Below are 24804 nucleotides of genomic sequence, written 5' to 3' on the forward strand. Positions count from 1 at the left end.
ATCAGCCTTTCCGGGTGGGACGGATGGTGGGAGCGACGAGGATGCGGTCGGCGGCGGCGTTCCGGCGCACCCGCTCCGGCGTCGCTGCCTTCGCCAGGGAGGCCAGCGCGACGAACCACGCCTTCGGCATATCGGTGGGCAGGCCGATGGGAATGCCTGCGAATTTTGGCGTCTGCTGGAACGGATGTCCGGGCTCCTCGAACCCCGGTGCCGTGCAATTGATGCAGGCGTACCCGCCACGGGTGCAGGAGCCTTCGCCATTCCACAGGCGGGTGTTGCAGTCGGCATGCGCCTGTGTGCCAAGGCAGCCCATATGTTCCATCAGGCAGCCGAGATCGGATGGCTTCTCCGCACTCGCCTTGTACTCATAATACTCGTTGCGCGGACAGCCATGGTGGACCAGATGGTCGGCATAGAAGCGCGGGCGCTGGTAGAGATCGAGGTCGGAAGCGGCGAGGGCGTTTTCGGCCAGCAGCATCAGCGTTTCGGTCACCCAGTTCGGATGGGTCGGGCACCCCGCGACATTGACCACCGGCAAGCCGCCACGCGCGCGGAACTCCGTCCCCAAGGCGCCACCGCGCTGCGTGCCATCATACTGCAGGCCGCAGGCGTCGGCGATGTTCTCGCCGCCTGCCGTGATGCCGCCGAAGGCCGCGCAGGTGCCGACGGCGACGACGGTGCCAGCGACGGCGGCCAGATCGCGTACCCAGTCGATGGTCGGCCGGCCGGTCCCCGCCAGAACATGGAAGCGCCCGGTGCCGTTGGGGCCGCGCAGCAGCGATCCCTCGACACACAGCACATCGAGCGGCTCCGCCCCCGACAGGACGCGCTCGAACAGCTCGACTGCCTCCGCCCCCGTTTCTTCCGACAGGCTGGGATGCCAGAGCAGGCGGATGCCGGCGGTCTCCAGCAGCAGCAGCAAATCCGGGGATTCGGCGCAGAGCAGCGACATGGTGCAGCCGCCGCAGCCGCCCGATTGGAGCCACAGCACCGACAGCGGGCGTTCTCTCATCGTCCGGCTCCTTCGCGCTGACCGGCGGCCGGCAGGGTCAGGGTGAACAGCGCCCCGCCTTCCGGATGATTGGCGGCGGACAGTGCGCCGCCATGGTCGTGCACCAGCTGGTAGCTGATCGACAGGCCGAGGCCGGTGCCCTTGCCGACAGGCTTGGTGGTGAAGAAGGGATCGAAGATGCGGGCCAGGATGGCATCGGGAACGCCGTGGCCGGTGTCGCGGATGGTGACGACGATTTTTCCGGCCTCCTCCCGGCCATGCAGTTCCAGCCGCTTGACCGCAGCGCCGGCCATGGCGTCGATGGCGTTCTGGACCAGATTCATCGCGACCTGATGCAGATGGCCGGGATGGCCGGCGATATCCAGCGTGTCGGGCAGGTCGAAAACGACGGTCAAGTCGGGCATCTGCGCCTTGGCGACCCAGGTGACCGCGGAGCGCAAAAGTCCCGTCAGATCAAAGCGTTCCGAGGCGTGCTTCTGTTCCGACGAGAAGCGGCGAAGCTCCGCCACGATGTCGCGCACCCGCTCCGTCCCTTCCAGCATGCCGTCCAGCGTCGCAGCGGCATCGGCACGGGCGCGGTCGATGCGCAATTCCTTGCGCAAGCCAGCGAGTTCCGGCGCCGCGGCACCGTCATGCACGCGGTCGAGATACGCGGTCATCCGGTCGACATAGCGGCGCATAGCATGGGCGTTGCCGTAGACGAAGGAGATCGGGTTGTTCAGCTCATGCGCCACGCCCGCCACCAGCCGGCCGAGAGAGGCCATCTTCTCCGAATGGACGAGCTGCTGCTGGGTCTGCTTCAGCCCTTCATGGGCGGCGGCAAGGTCGCGGTAGGCGCGGCGCAATTCCCCGACGGGCCGGCCGACCAGAACCAGCCCGATGGCATGGCCGCGCTGGTCGTAGCGAACCGTGCTGTTGACCGCGACCGGGAAGGGGCCGGTGGGGCCGCGCAGCGACAGCTCCACATCACTGACCTCCTCGCGCTGGAGGGCGGCGCTGCACAGCCGGGCGAAGGCGGGATGGAAAGCCGGGTCGAGGAAATCGCGCAACGGCCGTCCCGTCAGGTCACGCCCGGCGCAACCGAGCGCCCGTTCGGCCGCCGGGTTGGTCTGCTCGATCCGGCCATCGCGGTCGCAGGCGATCAGGACGTCGGTCATGGAGCCGAGGACGCTGGCGATGAAGGCCTGCGCCTCCTCCAGCTCCGCGTTCTTGCGCTCCAGCTCCACCTGTTGCGTCACAAGATTGGCGTAGGTCTCGTCCATCTTCCGGATCACGTCGATCCAGGCGCTCTCGGCGTCGGCATCGGACGTGATGCCGGGGATGGAGAAGGGCTGCGACAGCGGGGCGGTCATGGCAGGAAGACTAGCATGCCGGATGGCCCGCAGTGTGGACGATTTCAGCCGGAACGGGTCAGGCCGACCAGACCGACCACAGGCCGGCAAGGCCGCTCAGCACCAGCACATAGAGCGCGAAGTCGAACAGCGGTGCATGCCACACCCAGCCATAGGCGCCGATGGCGCGCAGTCCCCGCCGCAACAGCGCCGACACCGCCCAGGCGACCACGGCCATGATCAGCAGCGGCGGCAGGAACAGGCCGTAGACATCGATTTCGCCGATCATGCGCGTGCCCTTTCCTGATGCATCGTCGGAGGGACCTCCTCGTTGGCCAGAGGCGGCGGCAGCAAGGCTGCGCCTGGGAACAGGCTGCGCCGCAGCGAGGCGAGCGCCACCACGGCCCGGTCGCGCTCGGGGCAGGGCGGGGCGATGCGGATGGCGGACAGAAGCTCGTTCATGCTGCCCAGCAGCTCGGCCGGGGCCGGGTCGGGCCGCTTGGCCGACAGGGCGCGGAAATGGACGGCGACGCCGCGCAGAAGCCGGTCCAGCGCCGCTCCGCCTGCACGGCCCAGCACCGGGCGCGCCCGCTGAAGCTCGACGATGTTCAGCCCGACCCGCAGGTCGCGCACCGCATCGATGGCGTCGACATCGACGGACCCACCGGCCTGCGCCAGCCGGGCGGACAAGAGGCCGACGCGGTCCAGCATGCGGCTCTCGAAGCCGTCATTGGCCGGCACCCCGCGTGTCCGCGCCATATCGGCGATCTCGCGCCAGCCGATGTGCAGCAGGCGCCGGGCACTCCACGCCGCACCGACCGACCGGCACATGCGGGTGACCAGCATGGCGCCGACGATGCCGACGATCTGTCCGATGCTGCTGTTCAGGAAGGAGGCGAAATCGCCGTTGCCGGTGTCGAGCAGGCTGAGCGAGCCGCCGACGCCGAAGATCAGCGCCATCGCCTTGCCCATCGTCGCCGGGCGCGCAACGAAGATGCCCAGCGTCACCAGCGTCGGCGCCAGACAGAGCACCAGCATCGGGAAGCTGTCGAAGGATGGCAGCACCACCAGCAGATAGAAGGCGGACAGCGGCAGCGAGGCCATCGTATAGACCAGGAACAGGCGGATGCCCGGCACCGGATCGTCGAAGGACGCGAAGAAGCAGGTGAAGACCGCCACCATCATCGCCGCCGCCGATCCGGACGACCAGCCGGTCAGGATCCAGAAGGCGCAGACGCTGGTGATGCCCAGCAGGGCCGCCGCCGCCGACCATGCCGCCATCCCCTGATCCAGATGGAAGACGCCGCGCGACCGCTTGCGGGCCAGCGGATCGAGATGGTCGGGCAGGGCCTGGTCGCCCGTGGCCAGATGTGCCCGCAGATCCCGGCAATCGCGGTGGATTTCCACGAGCGACCGCAGGCGGCGGATGAAGCTGAAGCGGGTCGCGGCCTCCCAGCCGTCCGCCGACTGAGAGGATTCCGCCGCTTCCAGCCTGTCGAGCCGCTCGATCAGCCGGGCGGCGTCCGCCGGATCGGCGGCGGCACCGGCGGCGATCCAGTCGCGGACCGCGGCCACCACCGGCGCCAGATCCGGCGGCATCGCTCCATCCGGGCGGCGCAACGCGCCCAGCCGGTCATGCACGGCGGTCAGCACCGGCAGCAGGTAGACCATGCGGTCCTGCAAGGCCCGCATCGGCCGGGTCATCCAGCGCAGGTCGGAGGTGTCGTAGGGCAGGTGGGTGGTCATCACCCGCAATTCGGTCAGGTCGGTGGCCATCTTGTGGCGGTCGCGCAACCGTGCGTCGGTAGCGACCTGCTCCAGCGCGTCGAGCGTCCAGCGCTCCGCATCGCGCAGCGAAGCATCGAGCTTGCCGAGCAGGACCGGCCCCATGCCGCGTGGCAGGATGACGCTGTGGATGACGGTGGCGCAGACGATGCCGAGGATGATCTCTTCGACCCGGGCCAGCCCGGTGTCGAAGATCGCCTCCGGATTGGCGACGCCGGGAAAGACGATCAGGCCGGCGGTGTAGCCGGCCAGCATGAAGGCATAGCTGCGCGGCGTGCGGTCCAGCAGCGAGATGAACAGGCAGCCGCCGACCCACAGCCCGACCGCCAGCGACAGCAGTTCCGGCGCGTTGACCAGCTCGACCGTCAGGACGATGGCGGCGATGCAGCCGACGACCGTGCCCGCGACGCGATACACCGCCTTCGACCGCACGGTTCCCGACAGCGGGCTCGACACCACATAGGCGGTCAGCATCGCCCAGAAGGGCCGCGGCAATCCCATGCCGAAGGCGATGTAGAGCGCCAGCATGGAGGCGGCGAAGGACTTCAGCGAGAAGACCAGCTCGTTCAGGGTCGGGACCCAGGAAGATGCTTTTGGCATGGCCGTGCGCTCACTGCCCGGCCGGCAGCTGGGCAACCTTGGGCGTGCTGTCGGGAGACCCGATCACCGACACGGTCGCGGTGCGGCCGGCGACCAGCTGCAGGCCGTCCGGCACCTCGTCCAGCGCGATGCGCACGGGGATGCGCTGGGCCAGCCGGACCCAGTTGAAGGTCGGGTTGACGTTGGCGACCAGCCCGGTGCCCTCCGCCCGGTCGCGGTCGACGATGGCGCGGGTGATGCTGTCGACCCGGCCGCGCAGGTCGGCAGCGGCCCCCATGATGCGGACGGAAACGGGAGCGCCGACATGGATGCGCGGCAGCTTGGTTTCCTCGAAATAGCCCATGACATAGAAGGAATGGCTGTCGATCAGAGCCACCACCGCCTGACCGGCGGCGACATAGTTGCCGGTCTTCATCTGGAGGTTGGTGACATAGCCGTCGACCGTCGCCTTGACCTCCGTCCGCTCCAGGTTGAAGCGGGCGAGATCCAGCGCCGCCTCGCTCTGCTTGGCGGCGGCGGCGGCCTTGGACATGGCGGACGCCACCTCCTGCTTCTGGGCGGTCGAGACGACGTTGGTGCCCAGCTGCTCGTACCGGCGCGCCTCTGCGGTGCGATAGGCCAGTTCCGCCTTGGCGCTGTCGAGGTTGGCCTGGGCCTGTTCCACCGCCAGCTTGTAGCGGCCGGGATCCACGACGAACAGCAGGTCGCCCTTGTGGACCAGCTGGTTGTCGGTCACGCGGACGTCGGTCACCAGACCGGCGACGTCGGAGGACACCTGGACGATGTCGGCACGCACGCGGCCGTCACGGGTCCAGGGCTCGTTCATGTAGTAATCCCACAGCCACAGTCCGCCGCCGGCCGCCGCCACGGTCACCAACAGGGTCACGGCGATCCGGACCACCGTCCGGAAGGAAGGAAAGAGTGTCACGGTCTTGGTTCCTCAATCACCGCACCGATGCGACCGGAGGTCGCCGCGGCCGGAACCGGCCATGGCGCGCATCCCCGGAGAACACGGCACGATCAGGTCTGTTCACGCTTGGCGTTGGTTTCGATGATGGACAGCACGCGGTAGCAGGCCTCGACGTCGGTCTCCGCCGCGTCTGCCATCAGGCGCTGTCGGACATCGTTCAGCGCCTCGTTCACCTGCACCAGCAGGTGCCGGCCGGCATCGGTCATGTGCAGGGTCTTCGCACGGCGGTCGCAGGGATCCTCGCGCCGCTCCAGCAATCCAGCACCTTCCAGCCCGTCGAGAACCCGCACGAGGGAGGGGCCCTCGACGCCCATCTCCTCCGCCAGCTCGCGCTGGCGCAAGCCGTCGCCAAGTTCGGCCAGCAGCATCAGCGGCGTGATGGCCGATGCGGAAAAGCCGCTGTCCGCCAGCACCTTGTTCGCCGCCCGTCGCCACAGATGGGAGGCGCGGAACAGGTGCAGGCCAAAATTCGGGGGAAGGCGCAGCGCCTTATCTTGTAGCATCCCTATTTAATAGGTTTGCTATCTAAATCCGGCAAGAGGCCGATGCGGTCCCGAGGCCCCGTTCGCCGCATGGCTGGATTGCCGCAGTGCAAAAACACAAAGGCCCGCCGGTCGCCTGCATGGCGACCGGCGGGCCGGGAGACAGTTCCCTTCCGGGCTTATCGGTTGGGGACGCGATGTTCAGGCGGTCTCGACCGTCCGCGTGCGGACGCCGAGCAGGATGGTCAGGACGGCGATCAGCAGCACCGCTCCGGCCATGGTGAAGACCCCGGTCACGCCGCTGACACCGAAGATGGCTCCCCCGGCTGCGGCTCCCGTGGCGATGGCGAGTTGCACAGCGGCGACGATCAGGCCGCCGGCGCTCTCCGCCTCGTCGGGCACGGCACGGGTGATCCATGTCGACCATGCTACCGGAACCGCCCCGAAGGCGAGCCCCCACAGCGTCACCAGAACCGTGTCGATGGCCGGCGAACCGCCTGCACTTGCCAGCCCCAGTCCGAGCAGCGCCATCAGCAACGGCATGGCGACCAGCGTCAGGCGCATGTTGCGCTCCAGAAGCATGCCGCCCAGCGCGGTTCCGACGAAGTTGGCGAGTCCGAAGCCCAGGAGAATGCCGGAAACGCCGTCGAGCCCGACGCTGGTCACCGTTTCCAAGAACGGCCTGATGTAGGTGAAGAAGGCGAAATGCCCGGTGAAGACCAGCACCACGGCCAGCATGCCGATGCCGACGCCCGGCCGCGTCAGCACGTCGAGCAGGGTACGCAGCCGCGCATGTCCGGTCGGCGCCATGCGCGGCAGCGTCGCCGCCTGTGCCGCCAGGGCAAGGAGCCCGAGGACGGCGCCAAGCAGGAAGACGGGCCGCCAGCCGATCAACCCGCCGACATAGCTGCCGAGCGGAGCCGCGAACACCGTTGCCGCCGACACGCCGCTGAAGATGATCGACAGGGCGCGGGGCACCAGGTCGGGTGGAACGAGCCGCATCGCGGTCGCCGCGGCCATGGTCCAGAATCCGCCGATCGCTATGCCCAGCAGCACGCGCCCGACCAGGAGGACCGGCAGATTAGGCGCGAAGGCGACTGCGAGATTGGAGGCGATCAGCAGCATGGAAAATGCCATCAGCACGATCCGCCGGTCGACCCTGCGGGTCGCAGTGGCGATCAGCAGGCTGGTCACCAGCGCAACGGCCGCGGTGGCCGTAACCGCCTGTCCCGCCAGCCCTTCCGAAACGCCGAGATCGGCCGCCATCGGCGTCAGCAGGCTGGCGGGCAGGAACTCCGCTCCGACCAGCGCGAACACGCCCATGGACATCGCGAAAACCGCGCCCCAGGCCGGCTTCGTCACATCACTCATGTCTCTTTCCCCTCGTTTGAAGGTGTTTTTGCTGCGTTGCAGGGTAGGCTTGAAGCGCCGGACGATCCATGCCATACCGTCCGGAGTTTTTGATCGAAAGTCTGGACATGTCCCTACCCGTCCCCAGACAATCCTCGGCACCTCCGCTGCGCGATGCTGTCAGCGAGCTGTTGCTCGGCATGCGGCTTTACGGGGTCAGGTACCGCCGGATGCAGTTCGCTCCGCCGTTCGGCATCAGCTTCGGCCGGGACGAGGGGAGGGCGCAGTTCCATTTCGTGGCCTGCGGAACCGCCATCCTGCGCGGCAGGACGGGGATGTTGCATGAACTGCATGCCGGCGACGCGGTCCTGCTGCCGCGGGGCGGTGCCCATGATCTGGTCTCCGATGCAGACGGGCAGGGTCTGGATCTGGGCGGCTTCGACGAAGCGGCGCTGTGTGAAACGGTCGGCAGCATCAAATCCTGCCCGGCGGACACCTGCCGCAGCAAGGACACGGTGATCTTCAGCGGCTGCATGGAATTCGACCTCGGCGCCATGCATCCGCTGATCGGCCTCATGCCGGAGGTGATGCTGGTCGGCACCCTGCTCGACCGCTATCCGGAAATCCTTCCGATGCTGGAGGCGATGGAACGGGAGGCGCGGACCGAACGTGCCGGCTTTGCCGGAATCCTGGCGCGGCTGGCCGACGTCGTGTCGGCCTTCATCGTGCGCGGCTGGGTCGAATGCGGCTGCGGCGACGCCCGCGGCTGGGTGGAAGCGCTGCGCGATCCCAGGCTGGGGCGTGTCATCGCAGCGCTTCACCGCGATCCCGGCCGCGATTGGACCGTCGCCCAGTTGGCCGCCGAAATGGGCAGCTCGCGGTCCGTCTTCGCCGAACGCTTTCTGGCGGTCACCGGCATGACGCCGCTCCAGTATGTCACCGAACTGCGGATGCGGCTTGCCGCGCAATGGATCGGGCGCGAGAACATGCCAATAGAGACCGCGGCATACCGCTTGGGCTACGGCTCGCAGGCCGCTTTCAGCCGCGCCTTCAAACGGGTGACGGGACAACCGCCGGGGGCGGCACGCAACAGATCGCCCGGCTCACCGACATAATTTCCATAATGTAAATTATGTGTTTTATTCGTGAAGAGCTAAACGATGCACTTTATCGCAACTCAAAGATGCCAATGATCGGCCGGGGCTCGACAGCATGGCCGGGTTGCGAGAAGTATGAGCAGATTTAACAAGAAGAACTGGCATTTTTGAAATCCCGAAGGCATACGGTCTCTCCAACCGGCACTATGGATGGTTCCGGTGCGTCCCTTCGGAACGCGGACGCTTCAGCGCAACTGTAACTCCAGTCTCTTTGCTCAACCGCTTACCTGTGGTGTTTTGAACCTGCGTCATCGAGATACTCCTGCCGTTCTGGAACTGACATGTTCATTGGGTCTATAAGAAAATCCATAATGAATATCTGGGGCGGTATGGGTCTGCGTGTCCGACTCGAAATTTTCATCATAACCGCATTCTTGCCATTGGTTGGTCTTGTTCTGTCGCTCTACCTGCAGCAATGGAACGCCGACATCGAGCATGCCCGTCAACGTGTTCTGACGCTCGCCGAACAAGGCGCATCCCAGCAGGCCGATGCCATCGCGCGGGTTCGCGAGACCTTGCAGACGCTGGCTTTGATCCCCGAGGTCCGTGGGGACAGGTCCGAGGATTGCGGCCCGCCCCTGCGCAGGGCCATGTCGTTCCAGACCTGGAGCACCGGCTTTGCCGTAGCCGCCCCCGACGGCCGGATCCTCTGCCGGACGGGACTTGGCGGCAGCCCGGTGACGACCGTGGCGGATCAGGATTACTTCACGCTGGCGCTGGCCACGAAGTCATTTAGCACCAGCAATTTCCGCATTGGGCGAGGCTCCGGCAAGCCTCTTCTGGCCGCCGCCCTGCCCCTTCTCGATAAGGACGGTGCCGTCAAGGCGGTTTTGTTGACCGGACTGGATTTGAAATGGCTGGGCGACCTGACGAGAGAGGCCGCGGAGGCTCCCGGCACCACGGTGACCTTGTTCGACGGCGAGGGAACGATCCTGGCGCGCGAACCGGGGCCCCGCGCCCTGATTGGCCAGCCCATGGCCGACCATCCCGTCACACGCGCGATCTTCCGGGCCGACCGCGGCATCATCGAGCGTCCCGGTTTCGAAAATCAGCCGCTGATCATCGGCTTCGCGACTCTGGAGGACACCGGCGGGCGGATCGCTGTCGGGGTGCCACGCGATCTCGTCCTCGACGAAGTGAACGGCAAGATCATGTGGGGAATCGCGATCCTGGCCGGCGTCGTCGCGACGATCGTTGCCGGTGTCTGGTTCCTGCTTGACATCCTTGTCCTGCGCGGGCTGCGTGATCTCCAGCGCTCCGCCACCGACCTGTCGGCGGGGCGGATCGATTCCGTCGCGAAGAGTGCCGCAGCCGGATTCCAGACACGGGAGATGGGCAACGCCGCGCAGGCGATCCACGACATGGGCGCCACCCTGCACGGCTTCGCTTACAAGGACCAGCTCACCGCACTGGGAAATCGCCGCTACCTCGAAGCCAGGGTTCGGGAACTGGCCGACCTGCCGCCCGGCAGGCGCCCGACGGTGGCGGCGCTCTGCATCGACCTGGATGGCTTCAAGCCGGTGAACGACCGCCACGGGCACCATGTCGGCGATGCCGTGCTGGCGGAGGTCGGGCGCCGGCTGCTCAACTGCGTGCGTGACGGCGACGAGGTCATCCGGCTCGGTGGCGACGAGTTCCTGGTCTGTCTGGCGCTTCCACAGGCCGACTGGCTGACGCCACAGGAGGTCGCGGCCCGCATCATCGCCTCGCTGTCGGCGCCGATGAGGATGGAGGAAGCGGAAATCGGCATCGGGTGCAGCATCGGGATGGCGCTGTGGCCGGTCGACGACACGGATTTCGACACGGTCCTGCGCTATGCCGACCAGGCATTGTATGCCGCCAAGCGCAATGGACGCGGGCAGGTCGGCCTGCACGGGCGTCCGGTTCCGGCGTCAGTCGATGCAGCCGGCGCTGGCTCCGCCTAGGGGTTGCCCGGTCTTACACTCATGGCGTCCCCCCACGCCGCTTCCACCGCCCGCTCCGCTCGGTTATCGTCGCGGACCTTTACCTTCCGGCAATCGGAGACGGCACGACATGACCCGCAACATCGACCGGCTGCTCGACGTGATGGCGCGGCTGCGGAATCCGGACGGCGGATGCCCGTGGGATCTGGAACAGACCTATCGCACCATCGCGCCGCACACGATCGAGGAAGCCTATGAGGTCGCCGACGCCATCGAGAAGGACGACAAGGCCGCCCTGCGCGAGGAACTGGGCGATCTGCTGTTCCAGGTCGTCTATTACAGCCAGATGGCGCGCGAAGAGGGGCTGTTCGATTTCGACGAGGTCGCCGGCGTCATCACCGACAAGATGATCCGCCGCCATCCCCACGTCTTCGGGCCGGAGGAGGTGAAGTCGTCGGACCAGCAGACCTCGCGCTGGGAGGACCACAAGGCGGCCGAGCGGGCGGCCAAGGCCGCCGAGGAAGGACGGGCGCCGTCGGCGCTGGAGGGCGTCATCGCCGGGCTGCCGGCGCTGACCAGGGCGTTGAAGCTGCAGAACCGCGCCGCGCGGGTCGGTTTCGATTGGACCGACGCCCGCGACATCCTCGACAAGATCGAGGAGGAGGTGCGGGAATTGCGGGCCGAGATGGACGCCGGTTCTGCACAGGAGCGGGTGGCGGACGAGCTGGGCGACCTGCTGTTCGCGCTGGTCAACCTCGCCCGCCGGATGAAGGTGGAGCCGGAAACGGCGCTCCGCGGCACCAACGCCAAGTTCGAACGCCGCTTCCACCGGATCGAAGCGCTGCTGTCCGCCCAGGGGCGCAAGCCGCAGGATGCCACGCTGGACGAGATGGAAGCCATGTGGCAGCAGGCCAAGCGCGAGGAGCGCGGCGGAGCCTGACGCGTCAGTAGCCCCAGCGGTCGAAGGCGAAGGCCCACCGGCGGCGCACCGCGCGGCGGGCCGGGTCCTCCAGATCGTGACGGGCCCGGCGATACCCACGCACGCTTGCCAGATAGCGTTCCATGTTCGGCTGAACCGGTGCGAGGGGGCCGAGATCGAGCCCGTCATAGATCTCGGCCAGCGCCCCCAGCGGATCGGCGACGAAGCGTTCGTAGCGGATCTCCACCAGCCGGCCGGGCGGCAACAGCGCCTGGTCGCGGTCGAATTTCGCCATCATCGCCGGGTAGAGATCCAGCACCAGATCGTCCACCGCCTGCGGATCGTAGGATTGCAGCGAGAACTCCCGCAGCAGGGTCAGCAGCATGCGACGGGTGGAGCTGAAGACCTCGTAAGGGTCGCGGTGGATGTGGACAAAAACGGCATCGGGCCGCAGCGCCAGCAGTTCCGCCAGCTTCGATGTGTGTGCAGGATTCTTGATCAGCAGCCGCCGGCCGCCGCAAAAGATCTGCATCTTGCTCAGGTAATGGTCCATCCGGCGCCGCCACAGCGCGACGGCCTGTGGCCGGCATCCCTCGAACAGCACGCCCTGGCGGAAGGCACGGTGCAGGTGCCTGGGGAAGAAGATGCCGTGGTAGTAGGACAGCGGCTGCATCAGGGCCAGCGCCAGTTCGTCCTCCTGCGGAGAGGTCGGATCGACCGGCATGGCGTCGATGATGCGGTCAGGCGGCAGCCACTCCTCCAGCCGCGCGCGCCAGAAGGAATTCAGGCCGAGGAAGCCCCAGGGCAGGCCCACCGCCAGCGGATCGGGGGCGGCGAACCGCGCATCCTGCGCCAGCAGGTTCAGCAGATGGGTGGTGCCGCTGCGCCAGTGGCCGAGGATGAACAGCGGCGGCGGCCCGGCAGCCCTGCCCTGCCCGACCAGCCCCGCCACCCGCCGCCGCTCCAGCAGGTCGAGCGGTGCGCGGATCGCGGCGGCGCCCAGAGCGGTCGCGACGCGATGCAGGTGCAGCGGCCCGACACCGCCGCCATCGCGCAGCACTGTCGCCAGCGTGGCGGCATCGGCTCCGGCCAGCGGGTGGAAAATGCGGTGGCCGTGGCGGCGCAGCCAGGGTGTCATGGAGCACCGTTTCCCGGCCCCAGCCCACTCCCCGTCGCAGCCGGATAGGCCCTGCCGCGCCATTCCGACGGCTTGCCATGGCGGGCGCGCAGCAGGGCGGTCCATTGGATCGCCAGCATGATCAGCACGCCGACCGGATGCAGCAGGGCACCGACGACGCTCTGGCGGAAGCGGACGGCCAGCAGAAGGCGGAAGGCCAGCCCGGCACCCGCCGCCAGCCCTGCCAGCACGAGTGCCGGAACGGGCAGCGGATGGAGCGCCGCCCAGCCGAGCAGAATCCAGGGCAGCACATGGCCGCCGAACAGCAGCAGCGTCCAGACCGGCAGGGCGGCCGGGGTCGCCATTCCCTCCGTCGCGTTCTTGGAGAAGCCGGACCAGACCTCGCGCCAGCCGCGGTACATGCGGCAGCGAGCAAAGCCGGTGGCGTCGAACAGGTCGGTTCCCTGCCCCGCCCGGCGGAAGGCGCGCGGCAGCGTCACCCCGTCGTGCAGAGACGTCGCGATGGCCGCATGGCCGCCGGCCTTCAGATAGGCATCCCGCCGCACCGCGATCAGCTGGCCGCAGGCGGCAGCGAAGCGCGGGTCGGTCGAGCGCCGCATCGCCGCCATCGGCAGGTAGCCCAACAGCAGGAAATGGATCAGCGGGATCACCAGGGCTTCCGCCAGCGTCCCGGTCTCCTCGCGGGGGAAGCCGCTGACCAAGCCGCATTCACCCGCCAGCAGGGCGCCGCCGACCCGGCGGGCGGCCGTCGGCGACAACCGCACATCGGCGTCCTGGAACAGCAGCACCGGGTAGCGCGCCAGCCCGGCGAGCATCTGGCAGGCATGCTGCTTGCCCGACCAGCCCGGCGGCAGCGGCGGCGCGCTCTCCAGACGGACACGCGGATCGCGGGCGGCGATGGCCTGGACGATCTCCGCCGTGCGGTCGGTGGAGTGGTCATCCAGCACAACCACCTCGACATCGACGCCACGGCTGAGCAGGGCGGCATCGACGGCTGCGGCGATGCCGCCCTCCTCGTTGCGGGCGGGGATCAGGATGCTGACGGCGGTGCCCGGCGGCGGTTCGGCGGTCGGGCGGCGATAGAGGAACAGGTTCACGATCCCCTGCCCCAGCGGCAACAGGGCCAGGATCAGAGACAGCGCGGCGATCAGGACGATGACGCTCATGGCCCCTTGATCTCCTGCTGCATCTCCTGCTGCATCTCTTGGCGGGCCGGACCTTGCCGGCCGTCCTCCTCCCGGCTGCCATGGGCCGGAGAGAAGCCCTGTCCACCGGCCAGGGCGCGCAGCCGGCGCCAGAGGTCGTAGATGCCGCCGACCCCGACCGTTCCCTCGATCAGCGTCAGGAAACGGGCTGGATCGCGGCTCTGCGCATCGAGCGCCAACTGGTCCATCTCCGTCTCCAGCCGCCCTTCCAATTCCGCCGCGATGTCCTGCACCGGAAGAGCGGAAAGAGCGGCGGCTTCAAAGGGTTGGCCGAACCGCATCAGCGCCTCCGGCGTTCGCTCGTCCCAGAACGGGTATTCGACCGCCAGCGGCACCACCAGTGCGGTGGGCATGCGGCGGACCAGATGGGCGATTCCCGGCCGCAATGTCACCGGGCGGCGGCGCGGGTCGGTGAAGGCACCCTCCGCCGTGATCCACAGCATGGCGCGCGGGTTGCCCAGGATCCGTTCGGCGTTGCGCAGGAAGGAGACGGCGCCCGCGCGGCCGGGCTCCAGCCCGAACAGGCCGATGCGGCGCATGAAGCGGTAGCGGCGCAGCATCTCCCCATCGATCGGCCCGTAGCCAGGCCGGCCGCGGAAACGGGTGGTGCCCATCACGATCAGCAGCGCCGGATCCCACCAGGATGGGTGGTTCAGATAGACGATGACCGGACGATCCGGCGGCAGGGCGGGCCAGCCCGGCCGCGCCAGCCGCACCGCGTGGAAGCCGCGCCGCAGCCGTCGGGCCATGACCCCGCCGAAAAACCAGCAGAGCAGCCGGGACCGTAACGCAACCGGATCGTCCGTCATCCTCCCGCCGCCTTCCGTCAGGCCACGGCGCGCGCGGAGCCTGCACCGGCACCGTCATGGGCGCCGTCGCGCATGTCCTGGTCGAGGCTGTCGGCGGCGATCCAACCCGACATCAGCACCATCGGCATGCCCGGTCCGGGATGAGCGGCGCCACCGGCCAGATACAGCCCCTCCACATCGCGGGAGCGGTTGCCGGGCTTGAAGGCGCCCATGAAGCGGCCATGGCTCGCCAAGCCATAGATGGCGCCGTTCAGCACATTGTAGCGGTCGTTGATGTCCTTCGGCGTCAACACATGCTCGACGCGGATACGGTCCTCCAGATCGGGCATGCCGGCGGTGCGCTTCAGCTTGTCGAACACCACGCGGCGATAGGCCGGCAGCATGCGGTTCCAGTCATGGCGCTCGCGCAGATAGGGGGTGTGGACCAGCACATACAGCGCCTCGCCACCCGCCGGTGCGACGCCCGGCTCGGTGCGGGCCGGAGCGGCGATGTAGCAGGTCGGGTCGGGCGCGGGTTCCCCCTGACGATAGATCCAGTCGAATTCCTCCTCCGGATCGCGCGAGAAGACGAAGTCGTGATGCAGCAGGTGATCGTAGGCGCGGTCCAGGCCCAGATAGAACACCACCCCGGAACAGGCCGGCTCGTAGCTGCGGCGCTTGGCGAAGCGCTTTGCCGGCGGGCCGCCGATCAGTTCCTGATATGTGCGGACCGAATCCATGTTCGACACGGCGGCCGAAACCGGGATGCGCTCGCCGCCGTCCGTCTCGACCGCCACCACGCGGCCACGTTCCACCTGAAGACGGCGGACGCCGGTGTTGGTGCGGATTTCCACGCCGAGCCGCCGTGCCACCCGCTCCAGCGCCGCCGGCACGGCACGGGTGCCGCCCATCGGATACCAGACGCCGTCGTTGGTCTGCATGTGGGCGATGGCGCACAGCACCGCCGGAGAGCCGTAGGGCGAGGAGCCGACATACTGGGTGAAATGGTCCAGCATCTGCGCCGCCCGCGCATCCGGCACATGGCCGCGGATGGTGCCGGCCACCGTGCTGCCCATGCGGAGCGCCAGCACGTCCGACAGGGTGCTGGCGTTGAAGCTGTTGCGGAAGTTCAGCGTGTCGCCGAGATCCTCCACCGACTTCCAGAAGAAAAAGCGTTCGGAAATGCCGTGCAGCCGTTCCGACATCGCCTGGAAGCGGCGGTAGCCCTCCCCCGCCCCGCTGCCGGGCGCCAGCTTGTCCAGCTCCGCCGCCATGGTGCCGACATTCTCCGACAGGTCCAGCACCGTGCCGTCGTCGAAGAAGCAGCGCCATTGCGGCTCCAACCGGACCATCTCCAACTCCCGGTCCAGATCGCAGCCGGCCTCCTCCAGGATGCGGCGCAGGACGCGCGGCACCGTCAGGATGGTCGGCCCCATGTCGAAGCGGAAGCCGCCTTCCTCCAGAACGGCCGCCTTGCCGCCGACCCAGGCGTTCTTTTCCAGCAGGGTCACCTTATGCCCGCGCGCCGCCAGCACCACCGCCGCCGCCAGTCCGCCCAGGCCCCCGCCGATCACCGCAATCCGATCCGTCATGCCATTCCCCCTGCAACGGCTTGCCGCAGCATGCCGGACAAACCAATGGTTTTTGTGCGCCAGGGCGTCGGCAGGCCCAGTTCCTGGGCCAGCAGCCGCGCCGTGATGCGTGCGCCTTCAAAAATGACCGGCAGGCCGCTGCCGGGATGGGTGCCGCCACCCACCAGATAGACGCCGTCCAGATCCTCGAACCGGTTGCGCGGCCGGCGGTGAAGCATCTGGTCCAGACTGTGCGCCAGATTGAAGGTAGCACCACGGTGCACGGCGAACTGGCTGTCCCAGTCGGCCGGAGTCACCACCCGCTCCACCCGGATCCGGCGTTCCAGATCGGTCAGGCCGAAGGCGGCCAGCCGGTCGAGCACCAGACGGCGATATTGCGGCGCCTCCGCTTTCCAGTCGATGTGGCCGCGCTGGTGGCCGACCGGTACCAGGATGTAGAGCGTGCTGCCGCCCGGCGGCGCCAGATCCGGATCGGTGACGCAGGCGTTCTGCACATAGATCGACGGCCGGCGCGGCAACTCCCGGCATTCCTCGATCTCTGCGAGGTTGCGGGCGTAATCCTCCGCCAGATAGACGGTGTGGTGGTCCAGCCCGTCCACTTTGCCTTCGATGCCGAGATACATCATGAAGGTGGAGCAGGAGAATTTCTTGGTGGCGAGGCGGGCGTCGCTCCAGCGCCGGCGCAGATCGTCGGGCACCAGCGTGGTCATGGCGCGGGCGAAGTCGGCGTTGATGACCAAGGCATCGGCCGGATAATCGCCGGCGTCCGTGCGCACACCGACGGCGCGGCGGCCCTGGAACTTGATGTGGCGCACCGTCTCGTTCAGCCGGACGGTGACGCCCAGGCTTTCCGCCACCCGGCGCATCGCCTCCATCACCGATTCCGTGCCGCCGCGGGGATGGAAGATGCCGTGTTCATGCTCCAGGAAGGACAGGATGGTGAACAGGCTGGGGCAGCGGAAGGGCGACATGCCCAGATATTTGCTCTGGAACGAGAAGGCGAGGCGGATGCGCGGATCCTGGAAATAGCGGGACAGGTCGCGGTCCACCGAGCGGTGCGGCGCCAGCCTGCCCAGGGCCTTCAGCATCGGCAGCGAGGCGAGCGCCCAGGGGCTGGAGAAATCGGATTCCAGAACCGGGCGGAAGCGCTCCATCTTCGCCCTGTTGTCGGCCAGGAAGCGCGGAAGCCCGTCGGCATCGCCCGGGCTGAGCTTGGCGATCTCCGCCATCAGCGCCTTCAACTGGGCATGGACCCGCAACTCCCCGCCGCCCTCGAACACCAGCCGGTAGAGCGGGTCGAGGCGGATCAGGTCGACCTCGTCCGACAGGCGCTGTCCGCAGGCCTCGAAGATTTCCTCCAAGATGCGGGGATAGAGGAAGAAGGTCGGGCCGCTGTCGAACCGGTAGCCGTCGAGCGAAAAGCCCGCCGACCTGCCGCCGATGCGGTCCTGCCGTTCCAGCACCGTCACCTTCGCTCCGGTGAGCGCCAGGAGCATCGCGGATGCCAATCCGCCCGGTCCCGCGCCGATGATCACGACTTGTCGTTCCATCCGCTTGCCAAACGCTCCTGCGCTGCCGAATTCAGTCGTGATCTCTACGAAGCTGGGTCGGAAATGGATCGCAACAACAGCCCTCCTCCTGACGTCCTATCTCCATGGATAAGAAAAGCGATCCTTCGGGAGGCGGTCGGCTCTACGTCCTGGTCCGAACGGGATATTTCCATACGCCTTTCCTCTATTCGTGGACTCCGCCATCGGATCGCCGTCGGTGCGGAAGACCTCGTCGAAGCATTGCAAACGCGCCCGGCACGGACCGCCACCGAGAGCGTCAGCGCCGAAATCCTGCCACTGGCGGAGGCCTGTCGGTTTCTGGAACGGGAAGCGTCCAGGCTGCTGGCGCCGAGGAGGCTGGGCCGGCGCGGCCGTCCGGTCTGGCTGTTCGGGGTGGAGGCGGAGGTGCGGCGGGAGCCGGTCGGTACTGTGTTGATCGTCGGTCCGTCCAATTACCCATTGCTGCTGCCGGGCGTTCAGGCGATCCAGGCTCTCGCGGCCGGAAACAGGGTGCTGGTCAAGCCGGCACCGGGATGCAGCGCGCCGATGATCCTGCTTGGAACCTGGCTGGAAGAGGCCGGACTGCCGCCGGGGCTGTACCGGGTGCTGGACGAATCCGCCGCCGCGGTGGATGAGGCCATCGAGGAGGGCATCGACAAGCTGGTGCTGACCGGATCGGCCGGTACGGGACGGGTGGTGGCGGAAAAACTGGCCCGGCATCTGGTGCCCTCGACGATGGAGCTGTCGGGCAACGACGCCGTCTTCGTCCTGCAGGGTGCGGATCTGGAGCGGGTCGCCCGCGCGCTGGCCTTCGGACTTCGGCTCAACGGCTCCGCCACCTGCATCGCGCCGCGGCGGGTGTTCGTCCCACAGGGCATGGCGGCGGGGCTGGAGGCCGCTCTCCTCCGCCATGCCGGCAAGATTCCGGCCGTGCCGGTGTCCCCGCCGACCGGACGCCGGCTCGCCGCCCTTGCCCGGGACGCGGTTGCCGGCGGAGCCCGTGCGCTGGGCGCTTTGCCGGAGGTGGACAGCCCGGCGATGGCGCCGCTGATCCTTGCCGATGCGACGCCCTCCATGGCGCTGCTGCGCGAGGAGATCTTCGCCCCGGTGCTGTCGCTGGTGCCGGTGCGGGACATGGAGGAGGCGCTGACGGTTGCGTCCGGCAGTCCCTATGCGCTGGGGGCGTCCGTGTTCGGGCCGGAGGCGCAGGCCTGGGAATTGGCCGGACGGATCGACGCCGGAACCGTGACGATCAACGACCTCATCGTGCCGACCGCCGACCCGCGCCTGCCCTTCGGCGGGCGGCACGCCAGCGGCTGGGGCGTCACCCGTGGCGCCGAGGGGCTGCTGGAGATGACGCAGGTGAAGACCGTCTCGGTCCGCAAGGGACGGCTCCGCCCCCATTTCGACCAGCCGCGCGCCGGTGACGAGGCGCTGATGCTGGCCGCACTGCGCCTGTTCCATGGCGGGCCCGGCACCCGCGGAGGGGCGCTGCGGCGGCTGGTACAGGCGGTGCGCGGACGTTCCGCCGGATGACTGTAAACTTCAGCCGATCGTTAGCCCACCGCTGACTTTGACCCCAACGAAACACGGATGACCGGATGCTTGCCCTGGCCCTTGCCTTTCTGATCGGCGCCGTCGCCGGCTCGCGCACCCTGCTCGCCCCGGCGGCCGTCAGTTGGGCCGCCTACGGCGGTTGGCTCGACGTATCGGGAAGCTGGCTGTTCTTCCTCGGGCACCCGGTGTCGCCCTGGGTCTTCACCGCCATGGCGGTGGTGGAGCTGGTCGTCGACAAGCTGCCGACCACTCCCAGCCGCAAGCTGCCCTTCCCCTTCGCCAGCCGCATTGCCGGCGGCGTTATCGCCGGAGCGGCCATCGGGGCGAATGCCGGATTCTGGATCGGCGGTCTGGTGGCCGGCGGCATCGGCGCCGTGGTGGGCACACTGGTCGGTTATGCCGCCCGCATGCGCATGGCCGCCGCCTTCGGCCGCGACCGCCCCGCCGCTCTGCTGGAGGATGCGGTGGCGCTGATCGCGGCCCTGCTGATCGTCTCCGCCGCGTGAGGGACCGCTGCTTTCCTCTCGGGCGTATCCGGCGTTTTTTTACTGCATGGAACCAAAGTTACTTCACAGTAGAACGGTAAGCCGGTTTGCTGCGCCAGCCGACCGTCTGCCGGCCTGGGCATGGGCACAGCCAAATGGGAAAGCGATTGGCCGGAAGAATGAGCGAAGGGAGCCAGCACCGCATGTCGGATTCGCCATGGAAGACCGCCGCCGACCGCCGCAGCGAACGGGAGGAAAAGCGGATCGCCGTGCTGCGGACCGCGGCGCAGGCCTTCAACGAGCTTGGCTATCACGCCACCTCGCTGGACGACATCGCCCGGCGGCTGAACGTGACCAAGCCGACGATCTATTACTATGTGAAGAACAAGGAGGAGATTCTGTTCGAGTGCGTGCGGATCGGGCTGGAGATGCTCGACACCGCGTCGAATGAGGTGACGGGTCATGGCGGCAGCGCCTATGAGGAACTGGTGGCGGTGATGACCACCTATGTCGGCATTGTCACCATGGACTTCGGCATGTGCGTGATCCGGGTCGGCGAGGAGCCGCTGACCGAGGACAGCCGCCGTACCCTGCGCAGCCTGAAGCGCCGCATCGACCTGAAGTTCCGCATTCTGATCGAACGCGGCATCGCCGAGGGCAGCATCGTTTCCTGCGATCCGAAGATCGCCGCCTTCACGCTGTCGGGAGCGCTCAGCTGGGTCGCCCGCTGGTACCGCCCGGATGGGGAGATGGACCCGGCGGAGATCGCCCGACAATCCATAGCCCTGCTGCTGAACGGCCTGCGCCCGCGTCCCGACATGGGGTGACTCCACCGCCGATCCCCGGTCGACCTTAGGCCGAAAGTATTATAGTTGGTCAGCCGTCCGCATTGCATGACCTGCCACTGCTCTCCTTATTATACATATGTGGGTATGATAAAAATGCGGTGGTGAGTTGCCATCGAGAGGCGATCCGGACGAGCATCGTTAGCGTAGAACGATCCATGCGAGGCCCCCGGAACTGAGGATCGTCCAGAAGATGACCGTCGAGCTGACAGATATGCAGGCGAAGAGACTTTCCACCTTTTCCATCACCCAGGACGATCTGGACCGGCTCAGGGGCAACCGGGAGTTCGCGGAGCAGCGCCTTCCCCTATTGCTGACCGAATGGCATCGGCATTTCGATGCCTGGCCGGAAATCCAGGCGGCGCTGCAACTGCCGGACGTGCATGCCGCCCGTCTGGATCATTGGATGCGGGCCGTGTCCGGTCGGATCGATGCCGGCTTCTCCGAGTCCGCCACACGGCTCGCGACCCTGTTCTACAAGAACGGCGTCCCGGCTTATGCGGTGTCGATCTGCCATTACATCGTCAGTTCCAACATTGCCCGCGAACTCGGGCTCACCGCCGGCGACGAGGGGCTGAGGGCCGGCCTGTTCGGCGCCGCGGCCCGCCGCAGCCGGCTGGCACAGCTGGAAACGCTGAACAAGATCGCCTGGTTCGACATCGAACTGCTGCTTGAGACCTACAAGCTGGCGGAAGAGGAGAGCAAGCGCGCCACCCTCGACCGGCTCGCCGGGAATTTCGAAGACAGCGTGAAGAGCATCGTGGAGGGCACGGTCGCCGCCTCCAACCAGATGCAGGCCAACGCCCAGCGCATGTCGCAGATCGCCAGCGGGACCAGCCGCCGCTCCGCCGATGTGGCGACGGAGACGGAATTCGCCTCGTCCAGCATGCAGACGGTGGCCGCGGCGACCGAGCAGCTCGCCAGTTCCATCTCCGACATCAGCCGGCATGTCAACGAATCCTCCCGCATCTCCACCTCCGCCGTCGATGAGGCCGAACGGACCAAGGGAACCGTCAGCGGTCTGGTGGAGGCGGCCCAGCGCATCGGCGACGTGGTCAACCTGATCAACAACATCGCCAGCCAGAACCAACTTGCTGGCGCTGAACGCCACCATCGAGGCGGCGCGGGCGGGCGAGGCGGGCAAGGGCTTCGCGGTCGTCGCCAACGAGGTGAAGAGCCTCGCCAACCAGACCGCCAAGGCGACGGAGGACATCTCCAGCCAGATCGCCGGCATGCAGAATGCCGCCGGCCAAGCCGCCGAAGCGATCCATGGAGTGGGCCGCACCATCACCCACATCAACGAGATCGTCACCACCGTCGCCGCGACGGTCGAGCAGCAGACCGCCGCGACGCAGGAGATCACCCGGAACGTGCAGGAGGTCGCGGTCGGCGCCCGCCGGGTCACCGCCTCCATCGGCGAAGTGACGCAATCCTCGTCGGAGACCGGTGGCATCGCGCAGGAGGTGCTGGCCGCTGCAGGACTTCTGCACCGGCAGGCGGACGATCTCAACCGGGGCGTCGACGATTTCCTGACCCGGATCCGCATGGCCCGCTGAACCGCTGGTCGGCCGCGCATGGCTGCCGCGCCCCCTCGCCTGCTGGACGGACGGAGGGGCGGCGGGCAGCATGGGGCGGTCGAGATTCATTCGTGCAGGTATGGTTTCGTGGTCAGCGCAAAGGATGGTGGCGGAAACGGCGACCGTTGGGGGCTCCGCCTGCGGAAAATTGCGCAATGGGCGGGACTGCTCGCCCTGTCCGCGGCGGCGACGCTGGGGCTCGATGCGGCCGGGCTGCCGGCGGCTTGGCTGATCGGGCCGATGATCGCCGCCATCGCGCTGGGCGTCGGCGGCGCCACCATCCGCGTTCCGGCCTCGGGCTTCACCATGGCGCAGGCGATCATCGGCTGTCTCGTCGCCCATGCCGTCACCTCGTCGATCCTGCTGTCCATCGCAGAAAACTGGCCGCTGATGCTGGGAACCGTCGGGCTGACGGTGCTGGTCAGCGGCATCGTCGGCTGGCTGTTCGTCCGCTACGGCAGCCTGCCCGGCACCACCGCGGCCTGGGGCGTGTCGCCGGGTGCGGCCTCCGCCATGGTCGCCATGGCCGGCGACTATGGCGCTGACGTCCGGCTGGTCGCGGTGATGCAGTATCTGCGCGTCGTGCTGGTGGTGCTCAGCGCCTCGCTGGTGACGCATGCGCTGACCGCCGGTTCGCAGGGCTCCGCCATCCCGGTGGCCCCGGTGGAGGCGCTGGACCTGCGCGGGCTGGCGGCGACGCTTCTGGTCGCCGCGGCGGGCGGCTGGATCGGCCACCGCTTCCGCATTCCCTCCGGTGCCCTTCTGGTGCCGATGGTGCTGGGCGCACTGGTCCAGACCGGTGCGGGCGTGACCCTGCAACTGCCGCACGCGCTGCTGACCATCACCTACACCGTCATCGGCTGGAGCATCGGCCTGCGCTTCACCCGCGAGGTGCTGAGCCACGCCCTGCGTGCCGTGCCGCAGATGCTGCTGTCGACCGGGCTCATGATCGCCCTGTGCAGCCTGTCGGCCTGGGTGCTGGTCACGCTGCTGCCGACCGACCCGCTGACCGCCTTCCTCGCCACCAGCCCTGGAGGACTCGATTCGGTGGTGGTGATCGCGCTGGGCAGCGGGGTTGATTTGCCACTCGTGCTGGCCCTGCAAACCCTGCGGCTTTTCGTGGTGGTGCTGTCCGGGCCGCCGCTCGCCCGCCTGATCGCACGCTACGCCTGACGGTTGCGCGGCGCCATTGCGTCCCGGTGTCGGGCAGACGTATCCTTGATACCCCCCCTTTCATGACCGATCCCGGAGTGCCCCGGCAATGACCGACCGTCCCCACCGTCCCGAAACCATCGCCGCCGGCGCCCTGGGCTTTGAGGATGCGGCCAGTGGCGCGGTCATCCCGCCGATCCACCCGTCCACCACCTATGTCCGGGATGCCGACAACGGCTATGGCCGCGGCCGGGTCTATGCCCGTGCCGACAACCCCACCTTCGATATTCCGGCAAGGACCATCACCGAGCTGGAAAAGGGCGTCGACACGCTGCTGTTCGCCTCCGGCATGGCGGCTGCGACCGCCGTGTTCCAGGCGCTGGACCCCGGCGACCATGTGATTGTGCCCGACGTGATGTACTGGGCCTTCCGCAACTGGGTGCACGGTCCGGCCACCCGCTGGGGGCTGAAGGTCGAGGGCGTCGACACCAGCGACACCGACGCAGTGCGCGCCGCACTCCGCCCCGGCCAGACGCGGCTGGTGTGGGTGGAAACCCCGGCCAACCCGCTGTGGACCGTCACCGACATCGCCGCCGTCGCCGAACTGGCGCACGAGGCGGGGGCCTGGCTGGCGGTGGACAGCACGGTCGCCACCCCGGTGCTGACCCGTCCGCTGGAACTGGGCGCCGACATCGTCATGCATTCGGCGACCAAGTATCTCAACGGCCATTCCGACGTCGTCGCCGGCACCCTGACCGCCGCCCGCAAGGACGAGTTCTGGGCCCGGATCAAGGCGGTGCAGACCCAGCAGGGCGGCATCCTCGGCAGCTTCGAGGCTTGGCTGCTGCAGCGCGGCCTGCGCACCCTGTTCGCCCGCGTCCGCTGGCAGAGCGACGCCGCCATGGCCCTGGCCGAGCGGCTGTCCGCCCATCCGCGGGTGGCCGAGGTGCTCTATCCCGGCCTGCCGGGCTTCCCCGGCCACGGCATCGCATCGCGCCAGATGAGCGGCGGCTATGGCGGCATGCTGTCCGTCCGCGTGAAGGGCGGCACCCAGGCGGCCATCGACACCGCCGCCCGTGTCGAGATCTGGCGCCGCGCCACCTCGCTCGGCGGGGTGGAAAGCCTGATCGAACATCGGGCCAGCATCGAAGGGCCAAGCTCTCCGGTGCCGGGCGACCTGCTGCGCCTGTCGGTCGGGCTGGAGTCGCCGGACGACCTTTATGAGGATCTGTCGCAGGCGCTCGGACAGGGCTGAGGACCGTCCACCTCCCGCCGCCCGTGGGACGGGTCGGCGGGACATATCGACGCGGCATGGCGGAGCCTGCGCATTTCCGAGTACCCCCAACGCGGATAGGGCTTGACAGTGAGAATGATTCGCGACGTTATTCGCTGAGAATAAGTCGCA

22 protein-coding genes and 1 pseudogene are annotated in these 24804 nt (G+C 68.0%); 10 read left to right on the forward strand and 13 right to left on the reverse strand.

Going from position 1 to position 24804, the window contains the following annotated elements; all coding sequences use genetic code 11:
• Position 1: 1 nt before the first annotated feature.
• From ACWPN8_RS25760 to ACWPN8_RS25790, 7 genes are all read right to left on the reverse strand, one after another.
• On the reverse strand, positions 2-1012 hold the full coding sequence (locus tag ACWPN8_RS25760; protein WP_492242797.1) for an NADH-quinone oxidoreductase subunit B family protein: 1011 nt from the start codon (positions 1010-1012) through the stop codon (positions 2-4).
• Positions 1009-2364, reverse strand: a complete 1356-nt coding sequence (locus tag ACWPN8_RS25765; protein WP_492242798.1) for a sensor histidine kinase — start codon at positions 2362-2364, stop codon at positions 1009-1011. Before ACWPN8_RS25765 ends, ACWPN8_RS25760 begins: the two co-directional genes overlap by 4 nt.
• A 58-nt stretch (positions 2365-2422) precedes the next feature.
• A complete protein-coding gene (locus tag ACWPN8_RS25770) occupies positions 2423-2632 on the reverse strand; it encodes a DUF1656 domain-containing protein (RefSeq protein WP_098738583.1) in 210 nt (69 codons plus the stop codon).
• Positions 2629-4728, reverse strand: a complete 2100-nt coding sequence (locus ACWPN8_RS25775) for an FUSC family protein (protein ID WP_492242799.1) — start codon at positions 4726-4728, stop codon at positions 2629-2631. The genes ACWPN8_RS25770 and ACWPN8_RS25775 overlap by 4 nt, the downstream gene beginning before the upstream one ends.
• 10 nt (positions 4729-4738) lie before the next feature.
• Positions 4739-5656, reverse strand: a complete 918-nt coding sequence (locus ACWPN8_RS25780) for an efflux RND transporter periplasmic adaptor subunit (RefSeq protein ID WP_492242800.1) — start codon at positions 5654-5656, stop codon at positions 4739-4741.
• A gap of 92 nt (positions 5657-5748) precedes the next feature.
• Complete coding sequence (locus tag ACWPN8_RS25785; protein WP_109446558.1) at positions 5749-6201, reverse strand: MarR family winged helix-turn-helix transcriptional regulator; 453 nt, start codon at positions 6199-6201, stop codon at positions 5749-5751.
• Between the two features lie 180 nt (positions 6202-6381).
• Entirely contained in the window at positions 6382-7551 is a 1170-nt protein-coding gene (locus ACWPN8_RS25790; RefSeq protein ID WP_492242801.1) for an MFS transporter, read from the reverse strand.
• Between the two features lie 107 nt (positions 7552-7658).
• Here ACWPN8_RS25790 and ACWPN8_RS25795 point away from each other — a divergent pair, with 107 nt between their 5' ends.
• The 3 genes from ACWPN8_RS25795 (at position 7659) to mazG (ending at position 11531) form a co-directional block, all read left to right on the forward strand.
• Entirely contained in the window at positions 7659-8645 is a 987-nt protein-coding gene (locus tag ACWPN8_RS25795; protein WP_492242802.1) for an AraC family transcriptional regulator, read from the forward strand.
• Positions 8646-8998: 353 nt separating this feature from the next.
• The gene (locus ACWPN8_RS25800) at positions 8999-10612 is read left to right on the forward strand and encodes a sensor domain-containing diguanylate cyclase (protein ID WP_492242803.1); all 1614 of its coding nucleotides are present in this window, start codon (positions 8999-9001) and stop codon (positions 10610-10612) included.
• A 109-nt stretch (positions 10613-10721) separates the two neighbouring features.
• Entirely contained in the window at positions 10722-11531 is an 810-nt protein-coding gene (gene mazG, locus ACWPN8_RS25805; protein ID WP_109446550.1) for a nucleoside triphosphate pyrophosphohydrolase, read from the forward strand.
• 4 nt (positions 11532-11535) lie between these two features.
• Here the strand turns inward: mazG and ACWPN8_RS25810 are convergent, their stop codons facing one another.
• The 5 genes from ACWPN8_RS25810 to crtI all read right to left on the reverse strand — a co-directional run bounded on the left by ACWPN8_RS25810 (position 11536) and on the right by crtI (position 17783).
• The gene (locus ACWPN8_RS25810; protein ID WP_492242804.1) at positions 11536-12648 is read right to left on the reverse strand and encodes a sulfotransferase family protein; all 1113 of its coding nucleotides are present in this window, start codon (positions 12646-12648) and stop codon (positions 11536-11538) included.
• Positions 12645-13814 carry a glycosyltransferase family 2 protein gene (locus ACWPN8_RS25815; RefSeq protein ID WP_492242805.1) on the reverse strand — a complete coding sequence of 390 codons (1170 nt, stop codon included), beginning with the start codon at positions 13812-13814 and terminating at the stop codon, positions 12645-12647. The genes ACWPN8_RS25810 and ACWPN8_RS25815 overlap by 4 nt, the downstream gene beginning before the upstream one ends.
• Positions 13811-14602 (reverse strand): lysophospholipid acyltransferase family protein, encoded by a 792-nt coding sequence (locus ACWPN8_RS25820; protein WP_492242806.1) that lies wholly within the window; start codon positions 14600-14602, stop codon positions 13811-13813. The genes ACWPN8_RS25815 and ACWPN8_RS25820 overlap by 4 nt, the downstream gene beginning before the upstream one ends.
• 77 nt (positions 14603-14679) lie before the next feature.
• Positions 14680-16233: a phytoene desaturase family protein gene (locus ACWPN8_RS25825; RefSeq protein WP_492242807.1), complete on the reverse strand. Its 1554-nt coding sequence runs from the start codon at positions 16231-16233 to the stop codon at positions 14680-14682.
• Entirely contained in the window at positions 16230-17783 is a 1554-nt protein-coding gene (crtI, locus tag ACWPN8_RS25830; RefSeq protein WP_492242808.1) for a phytoene desaturase family protein, read from the reverse strand. Before crtI ends, ACWPN8_RS25825 begins: the two co-directional genes overlap by 4 nt.
• Positions 17784-17846: 63 nt before the next feature.
• Here crtI and ACWPN8_RS25835 point away from each other — a divergent pair, with 63 nt between their 5' ends.
• The 4 genes and pseudogenes from ACWPN8_RS25835 to ACWPN8_RS25850 form a co-directional block, all read left to right on the forward strand.
• Positions 17847-19319: an aldehyde dehydrogenase family protein gene (locus ACWPN8_RS25835; RefSeq protein ID WP_492242809.1), complete on the forward strand. Its 1473-nt coding sequence runs from the start codon at positions 17847-17849 to the stop codon at positions 19317-19319.
• A gap of 65 nt (positions 19320-19384) precedes the next feature.
• Complete coding sequence (locus ACWPN8_RS25840; RefSeq protein WP_492242810.1) at positions 19385-19846, forward strand: DUF4126 domain-containing protein; 462 nt, start codon at positions 19385-19387, stop codon at positions 19844-19846.
• Between the two features lie 182 nt (positions 19847-20028).
• A complete protein-coding gene (locus ACWPN8_RS25845) occupies positions 20029-20652 on the forward strand; it encodes a TetR/AcrR family transcriptional regulator (protein WP_492242811.1) in 624 nt (207 codons plus the stop codon).
• Positions 20653-20884: 232 nt separating this feature from the next.
• Positions 20885-21307, forward strand: a pseudogene (locus ACWPN8_RS25850) (protoglobin domain-containing protein); the annotation flags it as partial.
• A gap of 41 nt (positions 21308-21348) precedes the next feature.
• Here the strand turns inward: ACWPN8_RS25850 and ACWPN8_RS25855 are convergent.
• Positions 21349-21738 carry a hypothetical protein gene (locus tag ACWPN8_RS25855; protein WP_492242812.1) on the reverse strand — a complete coding sequence of 130 codons (390 nt, stop codon included), beginning with the start codon at positions 21736-21738 and terminating at the stop codon, positions 21349-21351.
• A 23-nt stretch (positions 21739-21761) separates the two neighbouring features.
• On the opposite strand from ACWPN8_RS25855, the gene ACWPN8_RS25860 reads away from it, so the two are divergent.
• From ACWPN8_RS25860 to ACWPN8_RS25870, 3 genes are all read left to right on the forward strand, one after another.
• Positions 21762-22226 carry a methyl-accepting chemotaxis protein gene (locus ACWPN8_RS25860; RefSeq protein ID WP_492242813.1) on the forward strand — a complete coding sequence of 155 codons (465 nt, stop codon included), beginning with the start codon at positions 21762-21764 and terminating at the stop codon, positions 22224-22226.
• A gap of 108 nt (positions 22227-22334) precedes the next feature.
• Positions 22335-23420 (forward strand): AbrB family transcriptional regulator, encoded by a 1086-nt coding sequence (locus tag ACWPN8_RS25865; protein ID WP_492242814.1) that lies wholly within the window; start codon positions 22335-22337, stop codon positions 23418-23420.
• A gap of 88 nt (positions 23421-23508) precedes the next feature.
• A complete protein-coding gene (locus ACWPN8_RS25870) occupies positions 23509-24654 on the forward strand; it encodes a trans-sulfuration enzyme family protein (protein ID WP_492242815.1) in 1146 nt (381 codons plus the stop codon).
• Positions 24655-24804: the final 150 nt, after the last annotated feature.

The sequence above is a fragment of the Azospirillum sp. UENF 112521 genome (assembly GCF_058780665.1).

Bases quoted from the DNA above. Each gene is read 5' to 3' on its own strand.
- ACWPN8_RS25760 (WP_492242797.1), bottom strand. From the start codon at position 1,012: ATGAGAGAACGCCCGCTGTCGGTGCTGTGGCTCCAATCGGGCGGCTGC.
- ACWPN8_RS25765 (WP_492242798.1), bottom strand. From the start codon at position 2,364: ATGACCGCCCCGCTGTCGCAGCCCTTCTCCATCCCCGGCATCACGTCC.
- ACWPN8_RS25770 (WP_098738583.1), bottom strand. From the start codon at position 2,632: ATGATCGGCGAAATCGATGTCTACGGCCTGTTCCTGCCGCCGCTGCTG.
- ACWPN8_RS25775 (WP_492242799.1), bottom strand. From the start codon at position 4,728: ATGCCAAAAGCATCTTCCTGGGTCCCGACCCTGAACGAGCTGGTCTTC.
- ACWPN8_RS25785 (WP_109446558.1), bottom strand. From the start codon at position 6,201: ATGCTACAAGATAAGGCGCTGCGCCTTCCCCCGAATTTTGGCCTGCAC.
- ACWPN8_RS25790 (WP_492242801.1), bottom strand. From the start codon at position 7,551: ATGAGTGATGTGACGAAGCCGGCCTGGGGCGCGGTTTTCGCGATGTCC.
- ACWPN8_RS25795 (WP_492242802.1), top strand. From the start codon at position 7,659: ATGTCCCTACCCGTCCCCAGACAATCCTCGGCACCTCCGCTGCGCGAT.
- ACWPN8_RS25800 (WP_492242803.1), top strand. From the start codon at position 8,999: ATGAATATCTGGGGCGGTATGGGTCTGCGTGTCCGACTCGAAATTTTC.
- mazG (WP_109446550.1), top strand. From the start codon at position 10,722: ATGACCCGCAACATCGACCGGCTGCTCGACGTGATGGCGCGGCTGCGG.
- ACWPN8_RS25810 (WP_492242804.1), bottom strand. From the start codon at position 12,648: ATGACACCCTGGCTGCGCCGCCACGGCCACCGCATTTTCCACCCGCTG.
- ACWPN8_RS25815 (WP_492242805.1), bottom strand. From the start codon at position 13,814: ATGAGCGTCATCGTCCTGATCGCCGCGCTGTCTCTGATCCTGGCCCTG.
- ACWPN8_RS25820 (WP_492242806.1), bottom strand. From the start codon at position 14,602: ATGGCCCGACGGCTGCGGCGCGGCTTCCACGCGGTGCGGCTGGCGCGG.
- ACWPN8_RS25825 (WP_492242807.1), bottom strand. From the start codon at position 16,233: ATGACGGATCGGATTGCGGTGATCGGCGGGGGCCTGGGCGGACTGGCG.
- crtI (WP_492242808.1), bottom strand. From the start codon at position 17,783: ATGGAACGACAAGTCGTGATCATCGGCGCGGGACCGGGCGGATTGGCA.
- ACWPN8_RS25835 (WP_492242809.1), top strand. From the start codon at position 17,847: ATGGATCGCAACAACAGCCCTCCTCCTGACGTCCTATCTCCATGGATA.
- ACWPN8_RS25840 (WP_492242810.1), top strand. From the start codon at position 19,385: ATGCTTGCCCTGGCCCTTGCCTTTCTGATCGGCGCCGTCGCCGGCTCG.
- ACWPN8_RS25845 (WP_492242811.1), top strand. From the start codon at position 20,029: ATGTCGGATTCGCCATGGAAGACCGCCGCCGACCGCCGCAGCGAACGG.
- ACWPN8_RS25870 (WP_492242815.1), top strand. From the start codon at position 23,509: ATGACCGACCGTCCCCACCGTCCCGAAACCATCGCCGCCGGCGCCCTG.